A 21,800-nucleotide genomic window follows, 5' to 3' on the forward strand; every position below is an offset into this window, starting at 1 on the left:
ACGACAAGCTATCAGAGGGTCATGCTAGCGGCAGGATGCCAACGTTGTGCCGGCATCCTGGCAAGAAAACTTATTCGACGATTTTGCCGCCAACCAGTTTTTGTTTGCCTTTTAAGCCGATAGGGAATTTGTTCAAGTAATCATTCGGTTTGCTGGCATCGAAGGCAATACTGTCGATGTAATCGGCAGAAGCGGGTTTCATACCGGTTTCGCTGTCAGACGGGAAGTCGCTGGCTTGGGCTTTACCTTCGGCAATCAAGGCTTTGGCTGCTTTCATGTAGATGTCGGGGCGGTAAACTTTTTTAGCCGTTTCCATGTACCAAGCATCGGGTTTGTATTCGTTGATTTGTCCCCAACGGCGCATTTGCGTCAAGCTCCACACTGCATCGCTGTAGTAAGGGTAAGAACCGTTATAGCGGAAGAATACGTTAAAATCAGGCAGGGCGCGTTTGTCGCCTTTTTCGTATTCAAAGGTACCGTTCATGCTGTTGGCGATGACTTCGTAGTCCGCACCCACGTAGGTTTTTTGCGACAACATCTCCACGCCTTCGTTACGGTTTTTGTTGTTTTCCGCATCCAGCCACATCGACGCACGGATCAAAGCCTTAACAACGGCAACCGTGGTGTTCGGGTTCTTTTCAGCAAAATCTTTGGTCAGGCCGAAGATTTTTTCCGGGCTGTTTTTCATCAGTTCGTAATCGCTGATGACGGGTACGCCAATGCCTTTAAATACCGCCTGTTGGTTCCAAGGCTCGCCCACGCAGTAACCGACAATGGTGCCGGAATCCATGGTTGCAGGCATTTGCGGTGGCGGCGTTACCGACAACATCGCTTCGGCATTGATTTGTCCGCTGGTGTCCGCAGGTGGCTCATAGAAACCTGGGTTGATGCCGCCTGCGGCTAACCAATAACGCAATTTCATGTTGTGGGTACCGACCGGGAAAGTCATCGCCATATTGAAGGGTTTGCCGGCGGCTTTGTATTTTTCCAATACCGGTTTCAAGGTGTCAGCTTTAATAGGGTGTACCGACTTGCCGTCTTTCATCGGCACTTGCGGTTTCATTTGACTCCAGACATCGTTGGAAACGGTAATCGCGTCGCCGTTTAAAGTCATGGTGAAAGGGCTGATAATGTCGGCTTTTGTACCGTAGCCAATCGCCGCACCGAATGGCAAAGTCGCCAACATGTGTGCGCCGTCCAATTCGCCGCTGACCACGCGGTCGAACAACACTTTCCAGTTGGCTTGCGCTTCTAACTGCACCGACAAGCCTTCGTCATCGAAAAAGCCTTTTTCAAAAGCCACCGCCAAAGGTGCCATGTCGGTCAATTTGATAAAGCCAAATTTTAAGCTGTCTTTTTCCAACTCAGCCGCGCTTAACGAGGCCGAAAAGCTTAATGAAGTCACAACCGCAGCCGCTGAGAATGCGCGAGCCAGTCTGGTCAAGGAAAATTTGCTAGCTTGGTTCATAAAAGAAAATCCTGTATAAAATTTTGGGCAAAAAAAAACGTCTCAAAACCTATGTATTAAACACGGTTTCTCGACGCCTTTGTCAGATTGCTCGGCTGTGAGCTTAAGGGTTGACTCCATCGTTGGAGTCACTACTTAATGTTTAGCAGTTCTTATGCCAATATTTTAAAATTAACGCGCAATAAAATAAATCAAATAAAAACAGTAGTTTGTGTTTTATTAGATAGTTTTTTGGGTAATCATTACGGACAAAAACACAATCGACCCATTACCAAAAGGGCATACTCTGTGCGAAATATTGTATTTTTGCACCAAAATTGAACGAATTATGTGATTTATTTAAGATGCTGTTGTGCCATTGGTTCCGTTTTTGGGCAATGGCTTTTGATTCGTGCGGTTTGGAAAACACAGGTGGGAAGCGTTTTTGTCACCAACACTTAGGATGCTTAATGTGTCGATTTTTCAGTATCAATAAATTGACGGTACGACAAATACTTGTAGCTGCCTTTGCGTATATTAAAAAACACCAATTCGGGCAAGCTCATTAAAATGCCTGTCGCGCCAGCCGAAAGATTTTTTCCTGCGTCAAAGGGCCAGCTAAAGATGCCAAATACTGTTTGGCCGATGCCTGCGGCGGTATTGAACAGTCCCAAAACGGGTCTTACGGTGACATTGTCATCGGTAAAAAAAATAAAAAAAGCATCGTCTGGATTATAGGGGTACACCGAACTGGTGAAGGTATTCGATTCGCGCAATACGTTCATCAACCCATTATTCCGGGCATAAAGCATGTCTAATTGTTGATTGCGGTAGGAGTTTATTACCGAACTTGCCGTTACGTTATAGTGATCTTGTACCGACTGAAACGATACATAAGGAATAAAATTGAAATCTGTAGAAAGAGTGCCGCCCAAGCGTTGGGTAGATTCTTGCTTAACCCGTTCGGCTTGATTGGATGGGTTGATACCCTGATTGTTCTGCTGTAACAAAGCTTGATTGATGGTTTTAAACAGTTCGGTAACGCAATTACGGGTAATCAAATTATATTGATAACGCTCTGCCATTTCTTGGAGTAGCTCACTTTCGCTGCGAGACAGGAGTCGAGTAGTCCCCAGAAGCGATAGTGCTTGTGTTTTCACGAAGCGTTTTTTGCGTAGTGAAAATGCAGGCTGTCCGAAATCGCGTCGAGTCATTGCGGTAACGATGTCGCCTATCCCCTTGTTGGGTAGGCAGACGAGAGAAGCAGGACGGCTGGGGCAGCCGAAGGCAAGAGCGGTCGCGTGATTTTTGCTGATTGACCGGCACGGAGGCCGAAGCAATCTTTCGCAAAAATAGCGACTCCCTGCAAAACAAGGCAATAGTGTCTTACCAAGATTAGTGTCGACAAAGTTCACGCCTTCGGAAAAATCAGTCTTTTTTGTGGCATAACTGCACGCCATCCGTTGCCCCGTTATTCAGACAAAAGCGTAGCGATAGCAGACTTAGCGTTACACTGTGAAATGGCTTCTGCCAACTGTAACTCATTTAACTGATGTTTGATGGCCTCAACACCATTGAAGTCAAAGGCTTGATAATCTTTTTTGGCAAAGGTAACGATTTGGCATTTTTTAAAAGGTTGGTTTTCAAATGGCAATTTTGTATTTGTGCCTAATGATGCAGCCCCTTCCACGCTGGGTGCATAAATAATAAAGTCACCTTTCATGGCTAACACCGCGCGATATTGCTTAGCGCTGGTCCTATACAAGTAGCCAACCTCAACGTCTTTTTCTTTTAGTCCAGCGCTGCGAGACAGGAGTCGAGTAGTCCCCAGAAGCGATAGTGCTTGTGTTTTCACGAAGCGTTTTTTGCGTAGTGAAAATGCAGGCTGTCCGAAATCGCGTCGAGTCATTGCGGTAACGATGTCGCCTATCCCCTTGTTGGGTAGGCAGACGAGAGAAGCAGGACGGCTGGGGCAGCCGAAGGCAAGAGCGGTCGCGTGATTTTTGCTGATTGACCGGCACGGAGGCCGAAGCAATCTTTCGCAAAAATAGCGACTCCCTGCAGTTTTTAATTTTTTTGTTATTTTTCATTCTTTAAGTTTGATTGTTTTTCTGCATTTTACGCCGCCCATCGCTTCCCATTGGCGGCAAAATCTACGATTAACTCAAACACGTTGTCTGATACCTCCTTAAACGTGATTCTGTCATAACTGGCAGGTAAATCGTGGTGAAGCACTTCTTCAATCGCCGTCTTTCCACCAATCTTGCACTAACACTTTGGGGGGTTCTTCTAACAGGCGCACCAATAAATGATGTGTCAACACTTTTCCGGACACATGGTTAAGCAGCCTTTTGCTGCAATTCGTAGTCTGCGGGCGACAAATAGCCGTTGGTGGAATGTAGTCGCTCACGGTTATAAAACACTTCGATATATTCAAACACAACTTGCCTAGCTTCATCCCGATTACGGAAAGTCTGATGATGAACCCGCTCAGTTTTTAAGGTATGAAAGAAGCTTTCCGATACGGCGTTATCCCAGCAGTTGCCTTTACGGCTGATGCTCTGGCGAATGTCGTACTGCTTTAATAATGAACGGTGGCTTTCGGAAGCATATTGGCTTCCCCGGTCGGTATGCCAGAGCAGGTCTTTTGCTGGTTTGCGCTTCCAAATAGCCATCAATAACGCATCATTTACCAGCTTGGCCCGCATATGTTCGGCCATTGACCAGCCAACGATTTGCCGGGAAAACAAATCAATCACCACCGCTAAATACAACCAACCTTCCTGGGTATGGATGTAAGTGATGTCGCCCGCATAGACCTGGTTCGGTCGCTGTACTGCTTGTGCCGATCCAAATGGTTATCGGCAACCGGAAGGTTATGTTTGGAGTTTGTCGTCGCTTTAAATCTCCGCCTTGTTTTATTTATGCCCTTGGGTACAAGCCAATTTCGCATCACGCATCAAGCGACCGATGCGGCGGCGACTGACCATTCGATCTTGTCGAAAAAGCACCTTTTTAAGTCGTCTAGTTCCGTAAGTAGCCCGACTCTTCTTAAAGACTTCCACAATGATTTTCGTTAAGGCCTGATCGTCTTTTTCAGTGCTGCTCGGCGAACGGTGTAACCAATCATAATAAGCGCTTCTTGAAACGCCCATCAGTCGACAGAGCCTGTTGACGGCAAAATCGGGGGCATGTTGCTGAATCCAGGCGTACTTCACCGCTGCTCCTTGACAAAGTACGCCGCGGCTTTTTTTAATAAATCGCGTTCCTCCGTCAAGCGGGCCACTTCTTTACGCAAGCGTTTTAGTTCATCGTAAAGATGCTCATCAGTTCGTTTGGGGTTATCAGTCGTTTTGGCTTTGCCGTATTTGGCAATCCAGGTATGGAGCGTATTGACGTTGATGCCAAGCTCTTTCGCCACCTGAGCCACTGATTGATTGGATTCATTGGCTAACTTGACTGCCGATTCTCTGAATTCTGCTGTATAGCTATTAGGTTTTTCTCTGCTCATTTCGGATCACAATTAGTTTCGGATATTTTAATTGTGTGTCCGGTTTAGTGTAGCCCTATCGGTTTAAAGGTCTGCAATACAATAAAGCAAAAATACCTGATAATCCCTATCATTTGGATAGGCGCCAACTTAGTGTGTCATCAGTATTTGCTCTACAATGATTGATTTAATTTAGGTCTATTGTGTGATTTTTGGCATGAAATGTTCTATACGCAACTTTATATAATATCTGTGCCAGACGCTTACCCCTTCAGATCGCTTACCTTTTTTCTTTCTATGGTCATACAATAAGCCAACCTGAGAAGGATGAAGACTTGCAAAAATAGCTGATGCAATTCCACATGGCTTTGTCCCAATAGGGGCGACAAACATTTTATTTCCATCCATTAAGGAAGAACGTGTTTCTTCTAGAGATTCATAAGCTGAGCTTGGATCATTTGCAGCGCAATATGAAATTGAACAATTCCCGATAATCTCTAAATGCGGAACTATGGAGTTCAATTCCCAGCCTGGTTGAAAAGCTGGTATTCCAAATACCAACTTTAAGTCTTTTGATGAAATCATTTGATATTCCTCTAAAGCCCGCTCTAGTCTATCTGGTTCAAAACCGAGAAAAAATACCCCAGCTTCTACGTCATTACCAGATAAATCGAGTATGGAATCAGGTATTGGTTTATATCCAACAATTTGTTCGGTTAATGCAAATGAATCAGCTGCTGGCCTCTCGCGTTTATATTCTTTTGGTTCGACGTAAATAATCAAAAAGCTAGAAACATTTAAGCTTATTAGTGATTTAACCGCAAAAAACAGTTCTGGTACTGTAAGTGTGGTAGCCTCTAATATGATATTTTTATTAGTGAGATATGGAATAAATAATTCCACTGCTCGATCAGCATTAATAGTTACACCGTTAACGTTCAACAACATTTTTTCAGAATCATAACTTATAAGCACGCGATCGGTAATTAAGTTACTTTCAAAATTGACAGCCGATTCCCCCCTTTCGTCAACCACATCACCATGAAAAAGCACACTTTCAGGATAAAGTGACAATTCTTTAGAGTTTGCATGAGAACTGTTTAAAAAAATAACTGGTGACTTCATTGTGAAAAAATGTCTATTTGTGGATGTTTATCCTTTGATAATTTTGTATTTTTTACGATTCTTTTTGAAAGCTCTGTGTAGTCATTTTCTGTACCAAACGCTAACACTTGAAAATCTTCAACAGAAATTTCAATTTTTCTTTTTCTCCTATAACTTATTTGGAAATAAGGTGAGTAAATAGGATTCAATTGGTAATCAACCATATCTCTGCCAACTATGCTCTTGGTTTTAGTTTCTAGCTGCTCTGTTATTATCGAATGTTTTATGGCTTCAGAAATAAAATTCGTTTCTTCATCACTTAATATTCTGCTCCCTGAATTAATAGTAAATTGATTCTGCTCGGGTTCACTCATAGCTGGAATGGTTTGAAGCGTCCTAAATACGCTGCCCAGCCTTAACACAAACATTCGCAGTCGTTCACCTAAAGGAGCAAAAGTTTTAATTTCACGAATTAACCGATCAGCAGCTTCATAAGCTGCTCGAGCTTGTGTTTCAACAGGAATTTCATATTGATTTTCATCTGCTAAGTCTGCAACTTCTAAGGCTTTATAGCAAAGAATTAAAAAATGCCTGAGATTATTATTTGCCATAGTGCAAAATGTGTCAAAGCCACTATAAATCGGACAAAGCCCTTTATAAGGCCTATATAACTCAAGCAAAGCACCAACTAAGTTATTTGGAATTAAGTCATCAAATTTACTTTTTTTAGAATTTGAATATTTATTTAACTCCTCCAATATTTTTTCCGGTGTTTGCTTAGGACGGTTTAAAAGTGCAGGTACTATTAATAAGGCATCAGGAATGTTTTTATATTGTAAGAAATCTTCAACTGATTTTTCAGTTGAGTGATTGGATATACCTTTTGAAATTCTATCCTTTAGTACATTAGTAGCGCTGGGCTCGTTGATGGCATTATTGGCTAATTGTCTATACGTTTTACTAGGGAACCTCTTCTTTATGTCACTAAGTATCTGTTGCCTATAAATTTCTTGACTTCTATATTCCAGCAAATTTAAATTCCTAAGAACTTTAAGAAGCTCGCTACCCTGGTTATTTTTGGCTAATTCTAAATTAGCCAAAAAAACTTCTGCAAAAAATAACTTCCTTTCATTTTCATCTAAAAACTCCTCATCTAAAGAAAAAAGGTTGAAGTCATGCGTTGCATTTATTGATTCAGCTCCCGTAGTTGCTGTTTCCTTTGAGAGTTCTTTTGATGTAAAACTAACAATCAAAGGTTTTTGGCTATGTTTTAAAAATGAATTTAGTACTCTGCGCTGGTATGGAACTAGGTTCTCAACTTCGTCTATGTAGATGTAAAAAGATGAGTTTTCTAATCCTTTTATCCTTTTAATGTCTTTAATAAATTCTTCCAAGAATGTTTTTCCAGGTGGAAGGAATGGTTTCTGACTAGCAGCTACATTGGATACCCAAGATGAAAACTTTCGCCTGTTGGTTTCTAAAAAAAATTCTAATTGATTTAATCGTTCAGGGTAATCTGGATGAAAATCTGGAAGAGAAGGAATCGTTGAAGTATTAAATAAATTAATATCGAATTTATTGTAAGAGCTTTCCGCAATAGCTTTTAATGAACGGCTAATTTCAATTGCTATTACCAGTGCAAAGTAAGATTCAAAAATTGAAATCCACTCGTGTTCTTCTAATCCCCTAAAATTTAGTGAGTTACAAAATTGCGTATCGACCCTCCAGTAAATACCAATATGTGATGTTTCATTATCTTGAATTTCAATACGCCTATTAGAAAATGCCGTGTGATAATCTAAGTATTTTAAAAGCATTGTTTTTCCACAACCACGTTTACCTATGATGTAAGTGGATTTTGTGGCGGTTTTTAAAGATAAGCGATTAAAATATGGGGGGATATAAAACTCACCCCAAATATCGGCATCATGTTCTTCAGCTCTTGTCTTTGCAAGGATATTGGTTTCTGAAGTCGTCATAAATTATCTCGGAATGAGTGGTTTCCAATTTTCTGATTTATCCCAGAGTAATTGCAGCGAATCATCTGGTATTCCATGATCGTAAGCGATTAGGCAACCTAGATTTCCATATCCTAATGGCATTGATTTTTCAAAACGTGCTTTATTATTTGTAATTTCTAAATATTGATCTAAGGGAGTTATATCTCTATAAGGCCAAACTTTGTCTTCAATCCATTGTTTAGACATAATTTCGAAACAGTTTTTAGGAGTTATTTGTTCTCCACAAAAAATAGGGATGTTTGGGTAATTTTTATTTAAAAGTTCAACTCCACTATCATGAGCCATAGCAACTATAATGCCAGTTTGTGAGTTTAAAGTCATAAATTCACCATGAACATTAATAAAATCATTTATCTGGTGACCTGTATAAACTCCATCATCAACTAAGAGGAATCTTTGATTTACAGAAAGTTTAGTAATTTGATCTGGATAGTCTAAAGCCCATGAGTCGAGGTCTAAGCAAGATTTTACTAATCTAGTAATGATCTCCCCACTTTTTCCAGGTTTTGAGTTTTCATGCTTTATTGGGCCAAAATAAAAATCTAATCCCTTATAAGTGCCATTTAAAACTTCTCTCCAATCATAAGTTTCTAACAACTCATTCTGAGGTATAAAATTTAAAGCAGCACATTTGAGAGCCTGTTTTAATGATGAAGCTAATTGATCCGACGTTCTATAAATTAAAAATCTTAAAATCAATAGAGCTAAAATTGTTTCAGAGCCCTTTTCAAATTGATTTAACCATGCTTTTATTTGTTCAAGTTTTAATGGCTGGCGAATTTGAGTCGTGCAAAGTAATTTAATTATATTTCTCAGATTTAAATCATCTTTACTTGGCTCGATTGGTATGTGCATTATTTATAATTCTCGATATATCGGAGCAAGGTTTGTTGTTTACAAAGTAAAATTTGTGACATCACTTATTAAAATTCGATTTCAATTAATGACTTTACAGTTAAAAATTTTGCACCAACTCCATGGGTTCCTGCTTCAAGTGCCAAACGCCCTGACTCACTTTTTAAATAAGTAAACACAGCTTGTCTGTATTCAGGCAAAACTCTAAGTAGCAATATACAATCTGAGATAGCCACATTTCCTGAGTGAACCATACAAACTTTTTGACTCAAATTTCTTCCAATTCTACCAACTAAAATATCACCTGCTATAGCAAATTTTCCAATTACACATTTTACTTTATCAGGGGATAATTGATATTTTTGAGGTACAAATGCGCTGTCGATTGAAAAATCACTTGTATGAAAAACAGGAAAAGTTGTTGATTTTCTATCAATTGATGAATAACCGCCTCTAAATACTTCAATAACTACGTCGTTAATTTTTCGTTTATTATTATTCTTATTTTTCTTGTATTGAGAAAAATAAGAATAATCAAGTCGTTTTACTGCAATGTCTACTTCAATATCAAATTTAGGAGAAAGTCTTCCATCTTTCTCAAGTCGTTGAATAGAAATTAATTCGGATGTGTTGCATTGCTTTGAAAGTATGAGAATATGTGCTTTAGCATCGGTATTCTTGAAAATTCTACGAGGTAATTCAATTACACTTTCAACTTGGTACTTCATAAGTAAAGTTTTTCTAAATACAGAAAATTTTTCCCCGGCGATAATGCCATCAGGCAGAATCAAGCCTAATCGTCCACCTTGTCGCAATAATCGAAGATTTTGAGCAATGAAAAGTAAATCGGCAGGAATTTCACGCATTTTAGGCAAAACATGATTTAGCCCCGCATCTTCAAGAATATCCATAAACTGATTTTTCCATTTAGGCCTTATATAAGGTGGATTGCAGAGAGCAATGTCAGCTTGACCCCATTGGACACCAAGACTCTTTGCTAAGTTAAAATCAAGAGAATCGGTAACATAATGAGTGACTTTTCGTCCGCTTAGCGTTTGAAATAAAATGTCTTTTCCGTTCTCTTCTATGTCAACTGTAATGAAACTGCTTTTCTCCCAAAGTTTTGCTGCTTCTCTCACCAAAGCACCATCACCAACACAAATATCCATGATAATAGCTGGAGATTCTATTTCCATTGAATTCACAAGTAACTTCCCTACAGCTGGTTTCGTATAGTAGCGTCCTAATGAATCAGAAGTTTTGGAAGAGCTGTATAAGCGCATTATTAATATGCCATTTATGATTTTTCTAACTGAATGATGACAGGTATTCTAGCAAAAAAAATGAAGGTCATAGTAAATACGGTTTGGAGAATACAAAATGAAAAATATATCAGAAATATAGTCTTTTTTGAGGAGAGGCGCATAAAACTGAATATGCTGGTTTTAGGCGCCATCATAAAACTTAATTTAGAAAAGCCGAGCCAGTGGCCCAATAGCCAACAGTACCGGAGGTTGACCGGACGCAAGGCAAAAAAAAGGGTCTGCATTGCTACAGACCCTCGATTTACTTGGCTCCCCCGGACGGGCTCGAACCGCCGACCTAGTGATTAACAGTCACCCGCTCTACCGACTGAGCTACAGGGGATTAAACTTTTATTGATTGGCGCGCCCGGAGAGATTCGAACTCCCGACCGATCGGTTCGTAGCCGATTACTCTATCCAGCTGAGCTACGGGCGCTTAATTGAGCCGCTTATTATCTTTGTTACTTTATGTTTTGTCAATTATTTTTGTTGCTAAACAAAGATAATTTTTTACTAATGTGGCGGAGAGAGAGGGATTCGAACCCTCGATGGGAGTTAAAGCCCATACTCCCTTAGCAGGGGAGCGCCTTCAGCCTCTCGGCCATCCCTCCTGAAATTTTTAACCGTTGGAGTCGGTTGATTCAGATTGTTCCTTTTTTATTCTTTCGTAAATTTCTTCCCTATGAACGGAGACATCTTTCGGGGCGTTGACACCAATTCGGACTTGATTTCCTTTTACGCCTAGAACAGTGACTGTTACTTCATCACCGATCATTAAAGTTTCTCCTACTCGGCGAGTCAATATAAGCATGGCATCTCCCTAATTTTCATTAAAATCTCACTGCTCTTACACAGCAACCAACTTACGCTGTCAATGATAACAGTTTTTTCACTAAATAAAAATCAAAACCTGTCGGTATTTAGGTGGTTTAGGTTGTTATCTGGTCTGTTTTTTGTGCTGTTTTAGAGGCTTAGATGTTTTTTGGCTAAATGAATATCTACTTTGTTGTCAGTGCCGTTCCTATTTTTAGCAGGGCGGTTGAGGACTAAATGCCACCACTGAAAAATGAAAGTGGGGGAGGACTTTAAAAAGATAAAGTCCTCCCGTATCACTTTTTAGATATGCATCATAATATCTTGTTAGATGTTGTCTTTGGGTAGTGTGAAGACACCTACGGCTGCTACCAACAAATCTGATAGGTTTACCAGCAATTCGGTTTGTTTGCCTTGGTCTTGCAATTGTTGGTAGGTTTGGTCGGTACTGTTTTGAATTTGCTTGGCGCGTTCTACCAGACGTTGCGAGGTTTCTGATTGGTTGGTCGAGCTTGTGGCAATTTGTTGCACCAGTTGCACAAGATCGGCTGTGGTGTCACGGGTTTCCCGCATTTGCTCGCCCGCTTGTTGGGCTAGGTCGGTGCCTTTTACCACTTGGCTGATAGCATCATTCATTGTGGTGACGGTGTCGGCTGTTTCCACTTGGATGTTATTGACCAGCGAAGAAATTTTTGAGGTCGCTTCACGGGAGTTTTCCGCCAGTTTTTGTACTTCGTTGGCAATGACCGCAAAACCACGTCCCGCTTCACCGGCGGATGCTGCATGCATAGACGCGTTGAGTGCCAAGACGTGGGTACGTTCTGCAATATCATTAATCAGGTTAACAACGCCGCCAATTTCTTGTGAGCGTTCACCCAAGCGTTTGATACGTTTTTCCGTTTCGCGGATGGTGTCACGAATACCGGTAATACCTTGTACGCTGTCCAATACCGTTTCTTGTGCCTTGTCGGTGGATTTGATGGCTTTTTCTGCGGCGCGGTTACAGGAGAAAGCGAGCCGGGCAATGTCAATCATGGCTTTTGATGAGGCTTCCAATTCGTTAGAGGCCTGTTCAACCTCTTGCTTTTCTTCTTCTGCAACATGAATAACATGGGCTGATTGGGTCTGTACTTGTTGTGATACGTCGGCGACTTCGTTGGCAATTTGGGTTACACGGTTCAAAACCTTAGCGGTTTCGTCGGTCAGCAAGTTTAACGCATCCGCTACTGGGCCGGTGACGTCTTCCGCTACCTCCACTTTGGTGGTCAAGTCTTTTTGTGCCAGTTTTGCTACGGCGTACAGCAATTCAATGACGGAATTGTTTAAGGCTTCGTTTTCGCGTTGGATGTCTTCTTTAATCAGGTTGTTTTGGTCAACCATGATGTCAAATTGACGCCCTAATAGACCGATTTCGTCAAAGCTTTCTAAGTTGGCGCGTACGCTACTGTCGCCGCTTGACAGTTTTTGGATAACCCCTACCAAGTAGTTGATGGGGCGGGTGATGGAGTTGGCGATTAAAAACGCGACGAGGGCGGCGACCAAAATCAGCAATAAAATGATGAGCGAGACCACTTGCAGTTTTTCAGTGGCGGTGTTGATCTGCCTTTTAAAGGTGGTGTCCAGTTCTTTAATACCCATATCCATGGTTTTGTACATTTCATCGATTGCCTTGGTGTACTGGTTAAAGTATTCCGTGGAGGCAAAGTTAGGCGTCGATTTACTGATGATTTCCGATTCTGACAAGGCAAGGGCTTTGTCGATGAGCCCCGTTGACGTGGCCAGTTGTTGATCTAATGGCGTTGTCAGAGGCGCTTTGTTGCTTTTGAAAAACTTGGAAAAGGTTTTCTTGACTTCGCTTAGGTTAGAGGTCGCGATACTGGTCATTAAGCCCAAACGTCCGCGCTCTTGTAGGGTGATAGTGGCTTGCGGTGCAGGGGCTGCTTCGCCTTCTTTAGTGGCTGCCTTGGCAACGGCTTGTTTGGCGGCTTTTGCCAATAAGCTAGTACCCCAGCCTCTCGCTTGTCCGAGGTATTCGGTCAGCATGGGGGCTTCGACTAATAAGGCGCGTTGTAAGAAGTAAGATTCTGGGTAGGGGTCTAATGACAAACCATAGTAGTCGGCAACCTGTTCCAGCAAATCCAACACTTTGGCGATCAGTTGGGTATGTGCCTGAAAGTTTTGTTGGGCATTGCTGGTGCGGTTATCAAAATTTTTGATGATGGCTGGCCAATCACTTTTGATGCTGTTCCACGTTTTTAACAATTCTGGATCGGTGATGGATTTGCTAAGGGCATCGAAGGCGGAGAAATGTCGATCGGCGGCGGCACGACTGGTTTTTACTTCGCTTTCCATGGCTGCATTACCGCTGAGCAATCCGGTTGATGAGCCTCGGTGCTTAGGTAGCGCTTGTGCAAGCGCAATCAGCTCTTTTGCCGGTATTAAGCCTTGTTGTTCATGTTTGGTGACATTGATTTTTTGTAGTTGGGTATCTACGAAAGAGTAAAAAGCAATCCCGACGAGAGAGAAGGCGATAACCCCTAGGATAAAGAATTTTTTCCCTACGGAGAGCCGACTAAACAGGCTGACTTGTTGTTTGCTCATGTTGTTTTCCTGAAAATAGATGGTTAATTTGTTTTATTCTTTAGTTGCTCGGGGTGATTTCGCCAATAAGGCTAATAATTTTTTCGAGTAAATCATCTTCCCGTACGGGTTTGGTCAAATAATAGTTGCATCCCGCTGCTTCTGCCATTTCGCGGTGCTTTAAAGTAGTACGCGAGGTAACCATAATGATGGGCAGATTTTGCAGGTTTTCTTTGCTACGAATATGGGTGGCAAGCTCAATACCATTCATGCGTGGCATTTCAAGGTCTGTTAAGACAATATCAGGTTTAAATAAGCCCAATATTTCTACGGCTTCCATGCCATCGCGTGCGGATCGGGTTTTAAAGCCGACATCGTTAAGCAATTGTTCCAAGGCACGGCGTTGGCTAAGGGAGTCATCGACAACCAAAATGGTTGGTACCTGTTCTTCGTCTACAGGCGCAGAGCGTTCGTGCGAATGGTCAATTTCGTCGAGGATGGTTGTTCTGATGAGTTCGGGAAGGTCTAAAACGGGCGCGACTTTACCATCGCCTAAAATTGCTGAACCTGCAAAGCCTGGGATTTTTTGTAAGTAGAAACCAAAGTTTTTGATAACTAAGTCCATGCTGCCAATCAGTGAATCGACTTGTATCGCCATGATTTCACCGTCGTTTTCCACTAGCAAGACAGGGCTTTGGTTTTGTGTGCGGACTTTATTGCGCTTTTCGGGAATGCGCAGCAGGCTGCGTAGATTGATGAGCGGGTGCTTTTGTACCCTGTGTAGACCCAGTTGCGGGTAGCTTTGTTCTTCAATGGTGATTTGTTGCAGGCCATTTTCGGTTTCGGTAATTTCGCCCAGATTTGGGAAATGTACCCGCACCAAGCCTTTGCTGGTGATGGCAACTTTGTAGCCGCCAATGTTGGCAAGCAAGGCATGTAAGCGGCTGAGCGGCAATGGTATTTTAAGTTCGACCGCTAAACCTTGTCCGGCGAGGCTGTGCATGGACAAGGTGCCGCCCAGTTGCTTGATTTGATAATTCACCACATCCATGCCGACGCCACGGCCTGATGTCTGGGTGGTTTGGCTGCGGGTGGAGAAGTTAGGGCGCAAAATAAGGCGTTTGAGTTCGTCTTCGGACACCTTTTGGTCGGGGGTTATGAGGCCCTTTTTTTCTGCAGATGCGCGAATGGCGGCGAAGTCGAGGCCACGGCCGTCATCTTGGCAACGCACTAAAATGCTGTTGCCTTCGCGTTCGAAACTGATGGTGACGAATCCTGTTTCAGATTTGCCAATATCCAGCCTTTCTTCAGGCGCTTCCAGTCCGTGGTCGATAGCGTTGCGGAGCAAGTGCATTAAGGGGTCAATCATGGCGTTCAGCGTGTCGCCGTCAATCTGCAGATGTTCGCCGGTAATGTTTAGATCGCTTTGCTTGCCGGTTAGACGACAGGTTTGTCTAAGACTGCGTTGCAGGCGCGGAACAATGCTGGCAATGGAGACCAAGCGCGTTTGCATGGCTGCTTCTTGGCTGTCGATAACGATACGTTGTTGAAGATCGAGCAGTTCGCCCATTTGCTCCAAATCTTTTTTGGCATCTTTGCTGATTTCGCGGGCATCGACGGCAGCTTCTACCATGCGGCGACTGGCAGTGTGCAGCTCGTTGTATTGGTCCATTTCCAGTGAGTCGAAGCTTGCCGACACATGGGCTTGCGAGCGTCCTGACAAGTCTTTTAAGTCGATCATTTGATCCAATTCATCACCCAGTTTTTGCAGCAGCTCGAACTGTTGTTCCATGAGTTGCAATTGGTGTTTGAGTTGGCGCAGGCGTTCAATGGCTTGGGTGTTCATAATAATGCTTTCGCCAGAAAGCCTGAACAAGTTTTCTATTTGGGCGGATGAAACCCTTAACGATGTGGCAGCTGGCGCTTGTTCGTTTTCATTGTCATAAGTGCTAATGGGTGTGGGCGTTGCTGCTGGGGTGTTGCTTGTGTCTGCAACGGGAAGTGCTTCCGTTGCTAGGTCGGTTAAGTCATCAATGCCTGATTGGTCGATGCGGTTGGCCCAGTCGAGAATATTTTGCAATACGGTTCTGGCATTATCCGGTGGTGCGCTCATGCCTAACAACGATTCGCTCATGCCTTCCAAGCAGTCAGCTGCGGTTGACAATACGCTGAGCAAGTTGATGGTTGGGCTTTTTCCAGCATCGGCAAAGGCCACCAGAATATCTTCCAGCTGGTGGGTAAGGGTGGCAATGCCTGTAATGCCTACAGTATTGGCTGAGCCTTTAATTGTGTGGGCGATACGCTGGGCGATTTCCAGGTCTTTGGGGTTGCTATGGGTTTGCAGGCGTTGGATGGCTTCGGAGAATTGCAGCGTTTGTTCAGGAAGCTCTTGCAGCAAGATGGACAACAGCTCTTGGTTAACATCGTCAGGTAGAGCCAAAGATATGTCGTCTTCGCTGGCAATTTGCATTCTTGCTGGCGAGTTTTCCGCAAAGTAATGCGTTGCGTCCTCCTGCCGCAGATTCGCCAGAATTTGCATGGCATCTTCGGGAACTAGGGGGGAAGGCCAATCAGGGTCGCCTAGCTTAATGAGCAGGGCAATAATACTGTCTTCATTGCTGTGGTCTTGAAGGTAGTCGTAGGAGCAAGCCAACCAGTCGCTTAGCAAGGCCAAATGGGCAGCGTTGAGGTTGGTGTCCGTTTCGCTAAGTTTTTCCAGGTTGGCGATAACTTGATGGCAAGCCAAGCCAAGGCCAGAAAGCTCGGCTAGCATGGCGGCATCTGAAAAACGGAACAGCTGGTCTTCCAGTGATTGTCTGCTTGAAGCCTGTTGGACGGCATCATCAGCCTGTATATTGGCTACATAGCCTTTTAGAATTTGGGTTTGTTGAATAAGCCCTGGCAGCCCGGATAGATGGCCTGAGAGGCTTTCGAAAGGTTCAATTTCTGGCGTGTCTATATGGGCTTCGTCCAGATTTGGCTCGGTAGGGGGTGGAAGTAGTTGGCTTGAAATTAATTCAAGTTCTTCCGCCTCTAAGATAATGCCCAGTTCGGGATGGCATAAGCAGGCGAGCAGCGCTTCGGTGGCGGAGTCGGGTTGTTCCAGGTAATTTGTGTAAAGCAGCGGCAGATTACCAAGGCTTGTTTGTAAGTCGTCTGAGAGCGTCTGCAAGTTCGCTAATGCTTCGCCAATCAGCAAGAAGACATCCTGCACACCATAAAGGCCTTGGTTGGCGGCTTCATCTGCCAATTGTTCGGCGATTGCACAGATAAATTGGGTTTGTTCGGCGGGACTGACGGTGTTTTCCGTATCGGTTAGCCCGTTGTCGCTGCCTAGTAATAATGCCGAGCTTAGCATGCCAATTTCGTCTGGACTCAGTTCAATATTAAAGCTGGGATGGCAAAGGGTGGCGAGTAGCTGCGGAGCGGTAATTTGTGGGAATTGCCAATAGGTGTTGATGAGTTCAGGGAAGTTGTTAAGCAGGCTGATACTCTCGGCATCCAGTTGTTCTGGTTGCGAAGCAGCCAAGGCTTCGCTAAGTAGTAGGCAAACATCTTGTAAGCCGTAGTTTTCTGAGCTTGCTGCTTGGTCGGCGAAGGCTTCTAGTTCTACGGCAAAAGCGGCAATGGATTGCAGGTCTGGAGATTCAATCATATTGGCAATCGTTCAGGGGTTGGGGTGACGTCCTACAGGGCAGGGGCGAAACGCTGGTTTTTATCGTAATTGCTGGCCTAGATTTTTTAAAAAATCGCCAAGCTTTAGGTTTAACCAAATCTGCTGCTTGTATTCGAAAGCCTCTTGGGTATAAGCCTGTAGTTTGCTAGGCAACAGAGGGATGGTGGCTGGCTTGATGAGTAAGTTACTGATGATTTCTGGATAGCCATCTACCCATATCGCTACGGTTTTGTCGCCTTTGTCGAGGGCAACCAGTTGGCGTTTATTTTGCTGGCTAGGAGGCTGTTCCAAATAGAGCAGCCAGTCCAAAACAGGGATGACATTGCCTCGTAGGTTTTGCAGGCCAAGAAACCACTCAGGAACTTTGGGTAGTGGGTTTACCTGAGGCGTTGTGATGATTTCGGAAAAAACTTGGGTAGAAATTAAAAAACCCAAGTCGCCCATCCGAAAACCTAGGTGTAGCGATTCAAATGCATTAGGTGTGTTGTCTGTTGGCTGGTCGATTTCTTCTGTTGACTTGCCAGCTGATAGATTGGGTACTTCTGTTAGCGGTTCTGAGTCCATAGTTTTTATGACAAATGTTGTCAGCGGTTAAAGGCCTGCGAGGGCTGCTGTGATTTGGTCGGGTTCGTAAGGTTTGCCCACAAGGTCTTTTGCACCTTGCATTTGTGCCCAGATACGGTCAGCTTTTTGGTGTTTTGAGCTTACAAAGATAACGGGTATGTGTTTTGTCTCTGGCGATTCCCTTAAGCTGCGGCATGCCGCATAGCCATCCATGCCCGGCATGACGATATCCATGAAAATAACGTCAGGTTGCTCTGATTTGGCTTTTGCAATTGCTTCCGCACCATTATGGGCTGTTATTAAGGTGCAACTGGTATTTTGTAGTGCAATCCTGAGATTTGCCAAGTCGGTTTGCGAGTCATCACAAATAAGAATTTTCTGAATAGCCATAATTATTGCCTCTAAGTTTGTTTCTAAGGTGTGTTGTTTGGCTGGCAATACCGATTTCCCTTGCTTCTCTCCCAAGGCAAGGGGGCATTGGCAGCGTTTTTGATTGCTTTTTATAGATTTTTGGATTCTTTTTGGTTATCCAGCCACGTTAGCACGCGTTGGCTAAGCTTGCTGAATGCGTCATCTTTTACTGGTTTTGTTAGGTAGGTTGTACAGCCGGCCATAACGCCTTTTACTTCATCAAGCGGCGAGGTTTTGCCGGATACCATAATAATGGGTGTGCGCTTGTAGGCGGCAATTTTACGGAGCTGGGTACAGGTTTCGTAGCCGTCTATGCCGGGCATCATGACATCTAAAAAGATCAGGTCATAGTGGTCTTGTGTGGCTTTTTCCAGGGCTTCTTCCCCGCTGGCGGCGAAATCGATGCCACTGATTTGTTCAAGTTCGACCAGTTTTACTTCGATAGATTTTTGGATGGCAAGGCTGTCGTCAACTACAAGTGCTTTGTATCCTATTGAAATTAAATCTATTTTTTCTGGTTGTTCGGTTGGGTAAGCTGTCTCTTGTGCCGGTGCATTCGGAACAATGCTCAAATGGCTGGTCGGTTGGGTTGGTTTTTCGGCGATAGGGGCGTCATCAATTGGATGTTTGATGGTATCGATAATGCCTAGCAATCGAGATGCGGTGACTATGCCGCGGATATGGTAGGCAGGTGGGTTGCTTAGAGGGCCACGGCTAAATGCGACCGTTTTTGCAGATGGGTTAATGGCAAGCAAGGCTGCTTGTTTGTTGATGGCGGCAACATTGTCGAAATTGACTAATAGAATATCGGCATGGACGTTGGTGTTGCTGATAATAGTGTAGCTTTTGGTATTTTGTTGGTTGCTTTGGAGAATGGTGGTCAGCTTTTCTTCTTGTGGCGCGTCAAAACCTAAGATGGCCACCGAATAACGACGGTGTGGCATGGCTGTTTGTTGGAGATTGTTAGTTAGCATAGTCTGTTACCCATGAAATGTATGGTTGGCACGCTTAAGGGCTTGAATATAAATAAATTTATTTTTCTATTTTATATTCCGCAGCCATTAATTGAATGCTTGGTTTTTGATGATAGTAAGTCTTTTCAAGCAATATGAGTGCCAGTAATTTTAAAAAAGACTGTTGTTTGGATGTTTTTTTCGGTTTTGAGAACTGCTTTGTTTTATTGTGCGGAAAGGCCTGCAAAGATGGCTCATATGAACCTTCAGTTCTACATTGGTTTTTTTTGTAGTAACTGACTATTTATGGGCTAAAGCTGACAAAAATGGTCACTTATTAGCCAAAAAAGACAGTTACCTTTTTATTGATAAGGGAAATGATGCCTGCTTTATTCGGCTTGGCTGGTAAAAGGCTTTATTTAAGCTTTGACGCGGGTAATTTTTAGCACCACCGACAAATCTTTTAAGCGGCGCATAATTTTGGCGAGGTGGGTTCTGTCCCTGGCGGTGAGGGTGATGAGGTCAACACTGACTTTTTCGTCTTGATCGACAACGGTGACATTTTCGATGTTGGAGTCCGCATCAGAAATAGTGGTTGTTACAGTGGCTAATGAACCGCGTTGGTTGAGGATTTCGATGCGCAGATCGACGGGGAAATCGCCGACCACTTCATGGCTCCATTCCACATCCAGCCAGCTGGTATGGCGTTTTCTGGATACCGAGCGGTTGCGGCATTCGTGGTCGTGTACGACGATGCCTTTGCCCGGGTTGAAAAAGCCAATGATGGAATCGCCAGGAATGGGTCGGCAACATTTTGCCAAGGTAATGACCATGCCTTCCGTGCCTTTGATAATCAGTGGCGTTTTTTTGGTTTGGGTTTCGTCATTAAGCTTGATGTTGGCGTTGATGTCGTCTTGAGTTAAGCATTTGGCGATCAGGAACGGCATTTTATTGCCTAAGCCAATATCTTCCAGCAATTCGTCTAACGTGTTCATTGATGATATTTTCAGCAATGCATCAATGCGTGTGGTGGTGATGTTTTCCAATTGCACATGCATGGCTTGCAGTTCTTTTTCAAGCAAACGCTTGCCCAAGCTAATGGCTTCTTGTTGCTTGAAGTGTTTGAGGTAGTTGCGGATACTGGAGCGGGCTTTGGCGGTAACGACGTAGTTGAGCCACAGCGGATTGGGTCTTGCCCATTGCGTGGTGATGACTTCAACCGTCATGCCGTTTTCCAGTTTGGTTTGTAAGGGTACCAACTGTTTGTCGATGCGTGCGGATACGCAGGCGTTGCCTACGTCGGTATGCACGGCGTAAGCAAAATCGACCACGGTTGCACCACGCGGGATTTTGATGATTTTGCCTTTAGGTGTAAATACAAAGACTTCTTGCGGAAACAGGTCGATTTTTAAGTTTTCGATAAACTCCAGCGAGTCGCCTGCTGATTGCTGGATTTCCAGCAAATCTCGTAGCCATTCGTTGGCGCGGGCTTGGAATTTTGTTGATTTGTCGTCATCCGACTTGTAGAGCCAATGCGCGGCAATGCCCGATTCCGCCATACGGTGCATGTCATGGGTACGGATTTGCACTTCTATGGGCGAACCGTAAGGGCCGATGACAATCGTGTGCAGCGATTGGTAGCCGTTAGCCTTGGGCAGGGCAATGTAGTCTTTAAAGCGGCCTGGTATGGGTTTGTATAAGTTGTGGATGATGCCGAGGATACGGTAGCAGTTGTCGACGTTGCTGCAAAAAATGCGGAACGCATATACATCAAACACTTCTGACAAGGACACTTTTTTATGCAGCATTTTTTGGTAAATGCTGTAGAGGTTTTTTTCACGACCCGACACTTCGCAAACCAGTTCGGCCTGTTCCAAGCGGGTTTTGATGGCGACCTCAATGGAGCTGACAATTTTACTGCGGTTGCCCCGGGCTTTTTTGACAGCGCTTTGCAAGATGGTGTAGCGGCGAGGGTACATGGCCTCAAAGCTTAAGGTTTCCAGCTTGTGGCGGATGCTGTTCATGCCCAGGCGATTGGCGATAGGCGCGTAAATGTCGAGGGTTTCGCGGGCGATGCGGCGTTTTTTTTCGGGCGGCATCACGCCTAAGGTTTGCATGTTATGGAGGCGGTCAGCCAGTTTGACCATAATCACGCGTAAGTCCTTGCCCATTGCCAGAAACATTTTACGAACGTTCTCTGCTTGGGCTTCGGCATGGGATTTACTGCCGATTTTACTTAATTTGGTGACACCATCGACCAAATCAGCTACTTCTTTGCTGAAAGTGGTGGCCAGTTCTTTTTTGCTGACAGGTGTGTCTTCGATCACATCATGTAAGATGGCTGCCATAATGCCGTTGGCATCCATGCGCATTTCCGCCAAGCTGATGGCGACAGAAACCGGATGGCAGATGTAGGCTTCTCCGGATTTTCGGAATTGTCCGGTATGGGCGGCGGCGCCGAATTCGTAAGCGCGGACGCAATCGTTAACTTGGCTAGGTTCCAGATAGCCTGACAAAATGCCGCTCAGCTGGGCGATCAGCTTGTCTTCTGGGCGGTCAATAGGTTCGGCTAACTGCAACAT

Annotated in this window: 14 protein-coding genes, 3 tRNA genes and 1 pseudogene; all 18 read right to left on the bottom strand. The window is 44.0% G+C overall.

The genetic code is table 11. From position 1 onward, the window contains the following. Window positions 1-70: 70 nt before the first annotated feature. Entirely contained in the window at window positions 71-1,468 is a 1,398-nt protein-coding gene (locus ACYQ1O_RS04695) for a CmpA/NrtA family ABC transporter substrate-binding protein (protein ID WP_459990473.1), read from the bottom strand. Between the two features lie 446 nt (window positions 1,469-1,914). Then, window positions 1,915-2,907 carry a hypothetical protein gene (locus ACYQ1O_RS04700; RefSeq protein ID WP_459990474.1) on the bottom strand — a complete coding sequence of 331 codons (993 nt, stop codon included), beginning with the start codon at window positions 2,905-2,907 and terminating at the stop codon, window positions 1,915-1,917. 11 nt (window positions 2,908-2,918) lie between these two features. After that, window positions 2,919-3,356 carry a hypothetical protein gene (locus ACYQ1O_RS04705; RefSeq protein ID WP_459990475.1) on the bottom strand — a complete coding sequence of 146 codons (438 nt, stop codon included), beginning with the start codon at window positions 3,354-3,356 and terminating at the stop codon, window positions 2,919-2,921. A gap of 430 nt (window positions 3,357-3,786) precedes the next feature. Continuing rightward, window positions 3,787-4,958, bottom strand: a pseudogene (locus ACYQ1O_RS04710) (IS3 family transposase). Window positions 4,959-5,135: 177 nt separating this feature from the next. Further along, window positions 5,136-6,062 (bottom strand): hypothetical protein, encoded by a 927-nt coding sequence (locus ACYQ1O_RS04715; RefSeq protein WP_459990476.1) that lies wholly within the window; start codon window positions 6,060-6,062, stop codon window positions 5,136-5,138. After that, window positions 6,059-8,020 (bottom strand): ORC-CDC6 family AAA ATPase, encoded by a 1,962-nt coding sequence (locus ACYQ1O_RS04720; protein WP_459990477.1) that lies wholly within the window; start codon window positions 8,018-8,020, stop codon window positions 6,059-6,061. The genes ACYQ1O_RS04715 and ACYQ1O_RS04720 overlap by 4 nt, the downstream gene beginning before the upstream one ends. 3 nt (window positions 8,021-8,023) lie before the next feature. Further along, window positions 8,024-8,917: a phosphoribosyltransferase-like protein gene (locus ACYQ1O_RS04725; protein ID WP_459990478.1), complete on the bottom strand. Its 894-nt coding sequence runs from the start codon at window positions 8,915-8,917 to the stop codon at window positions 8,024-8,026. Between the two features lie 68 nt (window positions 8,918-8,985). Then, the gene (locus tag ACYQ1O_RS04730; protein ID WP_459990479.1) at window positions 8,986-10,200 is read right to left on the bottom strand and encodes an HsdM family class I SAM-dependent methyltransferase; all 1,215 of its coding nucleotides are present in this window, start codon (window positions 10,198-10,200) and stop codon (window positions 8,986-8,988) included. Window positions 10,201-10,488: 288 nt separating this feature from the next. Beyond that, window positions 10,489-10,564: transfer RNA gene (locus ACYQ1O_RS04735), tRNA-Asn, on the bottom strand. A 16-nt stretch (window positions 10,565-10,580) separates the two neighbouring features. Next, window positions 10,581-10,657, bottom strand: a tRNA-Arg gene (locus ACYQ1O_RS04740). 83 nt (window positions 10,658-10,740) lie between these two features. Continuing rightward, window positions 10,741-10,832: transfer RNA gene (locus ACYQ1O_RS04745), tRNA-Ser, on the bottom strand. Window positions 10,833-10,840: 8 nt separating this feature from the next. Then, a complete protein-coding gene (csrA, locus tag ACYQ1O_RS04750) occupies window positions 10,841-11,032 on the bottom strand; it encodes a carbon storage regulator CsrA (protein WP_459990480.1) in 192 nt (63 codons plus the stop codon). A gap of 329 nt (window positions 11,033-11,361) precedes the next feature. After that, window positions 11,362-13,635, bottom strand: a complete 2,274-nt coding sequence (locus ACYQ1O_RS04755) for a methyl-accepting chemotaxis protein (protein ID WP_459990481.1) — start codon at window positions 13,633-13,635, stop codon at window positions 11,362-11,364. A gap of 40 nt (window positions 13,636-13,675) precedes the next feature. Beyond that, window positions 13,676-17,269, bottom strand: coding sequence for a hybrid sensor histidine kinase/response regulator (locus ACYQ1O_RS04760; protein ID WP_459990482.1), 3,594 nt, complete (start codon window positions 17,267-17,269; stop codon window positions 13,676-13,678). Window positions 17,270-17,329: 60 nt separating this feature from the next. After that, a complete protein-coding gene (locus tag ACYQ1O_RS04765) occupies window positions 17,330-17,854 on the bottom strand; it encodes a chemotaxis protein CheW (protein WP_459990483.1) in 525 nt (174 codons plus the stop codon). 27 nt (window positions 17,855-17,881) lie between these two features. Next, window positions 17,882-18,292, bottom strand: a complete 411-nt coding sequence (locus ACYQ1O_RS04770) for a response regulator (RefSeq protein WP_459990484.1) — start codon at window positions 18,290-18,292, stop codon at window positions 17,882-17,884. A 62-nt stretch (window positions 18,293-18,354) separates the two neighbouring features. Next, window positions 18,355-19,239 carry a response regulator gene (locus ACYQ1O_RS04775; protein WP_459990485.1) on the bottom strand — a complete coding sequence of 295 codons (885 nt, stop codon included), beginning with the start codon at window positions 19,237-19,239 and terminating at the stop codon, window positions 18,355-18,357. Between the two features lie 398 nt (window positions 19,240-19,637). Continuing rightward, entirely contained in the window at window positions 19,638-21,800 is a 2,163-nt protein-coding gene (locus ACYQ1O_RS04780; RefSeq protein ID WP_459990486.1) for a RelA/SpoT family protein, read from the bottom strand.

Source organism: Methylosoma difficile (assembly GCF_054657615.1).

Coding starts and splice junctions, on each gene's coding strand:
- ACYQ1O_RS04695 (WP_459990473.1), bottom strand. CDS start 1,468: ATGAACCAAGCTAGCAAATTTTCCTTGACCAGACTGGCTCGCGCATTC.
- ACYQ1O_RS04700 (WP_459990474.1), bottom strand. CDS start 2,907: ATGGCGTGCAGTTATGCCACAAAAAAGACTGATTTTTCCGAAGGCGTG.
- ACYQ1O_RS04705 (WP_459990475.1), bottom strand. CDS start 3,356: ATGACTCGACGCGATTTCGGACAGCCTGCATTTTCACTACGCAAAAAA.
- ACYQ1O_RS04715 (WP_459990476.1), bottom strand. CDS start 6,062: ATGAAGTCACCAGTTATTTTTTTAAACAGTTCTCATGCAAACTCTAAA.
- ACYQ1O_RS04720 (WP_459990477.1), bottom strand. CDS start 8,020: ATGACGACTTCAGAAACCAATATCCTTGCAAAGACAAGAGCTGAAGAA.
- ACYQ1O_RS04725 (WP_459990478.1), bottom strand. CDS start 8,917: ATGCACATACCAATCGAGCCAAGTAAAGATGATTTAAATCTGAGAAAT.
- ACYQ1O_RS04730 (WP_459990479.1), bottom strand. CDS start 10,200: ATGCGCTTATACAGCTCTTCCAAAACTTCTGATTCATTAGGACGCTAC.
- csrA (WP_459990480.1), bottom strand. CDS start 11,032: ATGCTTATATTGACTCGCCGAGTAGGAGAAACTTTAATGATCGGTGAT.
- ACYQ1O_RS04755 (WP_459990481.1), bottom strand. CDS start 13,635: ATGAGCAAACAACAAGTCAGCCTGTTTAGTCGGCTCTCCGTAGGGAAA.
- ACYQ1O_RS04760 (WP_459990482.1), bottom strand. CDS start 17,269: ATGATTGAATCTCCAGACCTGCAATCCATTGCCGCTTTTGCCGTAGAA.
- ACYQ1O_RS04765 (WP_459990483.1), bottom strand. CDS start 17,854: ATGGACTCAGAACCGCTAACAGAAGTACCCAATCTATCAGCTGGCAAG.
- ACYQ1O_RS04775 (WP_459990485.1), bottom strand. CDS start 19,239: ATGCTAACTAACAATCTCCAACAAACAGCCATGCCACACCGTCGTTAT.
- ACYQ1O_RS04780 (WP_459990486.1), bottom strand. CDS start 21,800: ATGTTGCAGTTAGCCGAACCTATTGACCGCCCAGAAGACAAGCTGATC.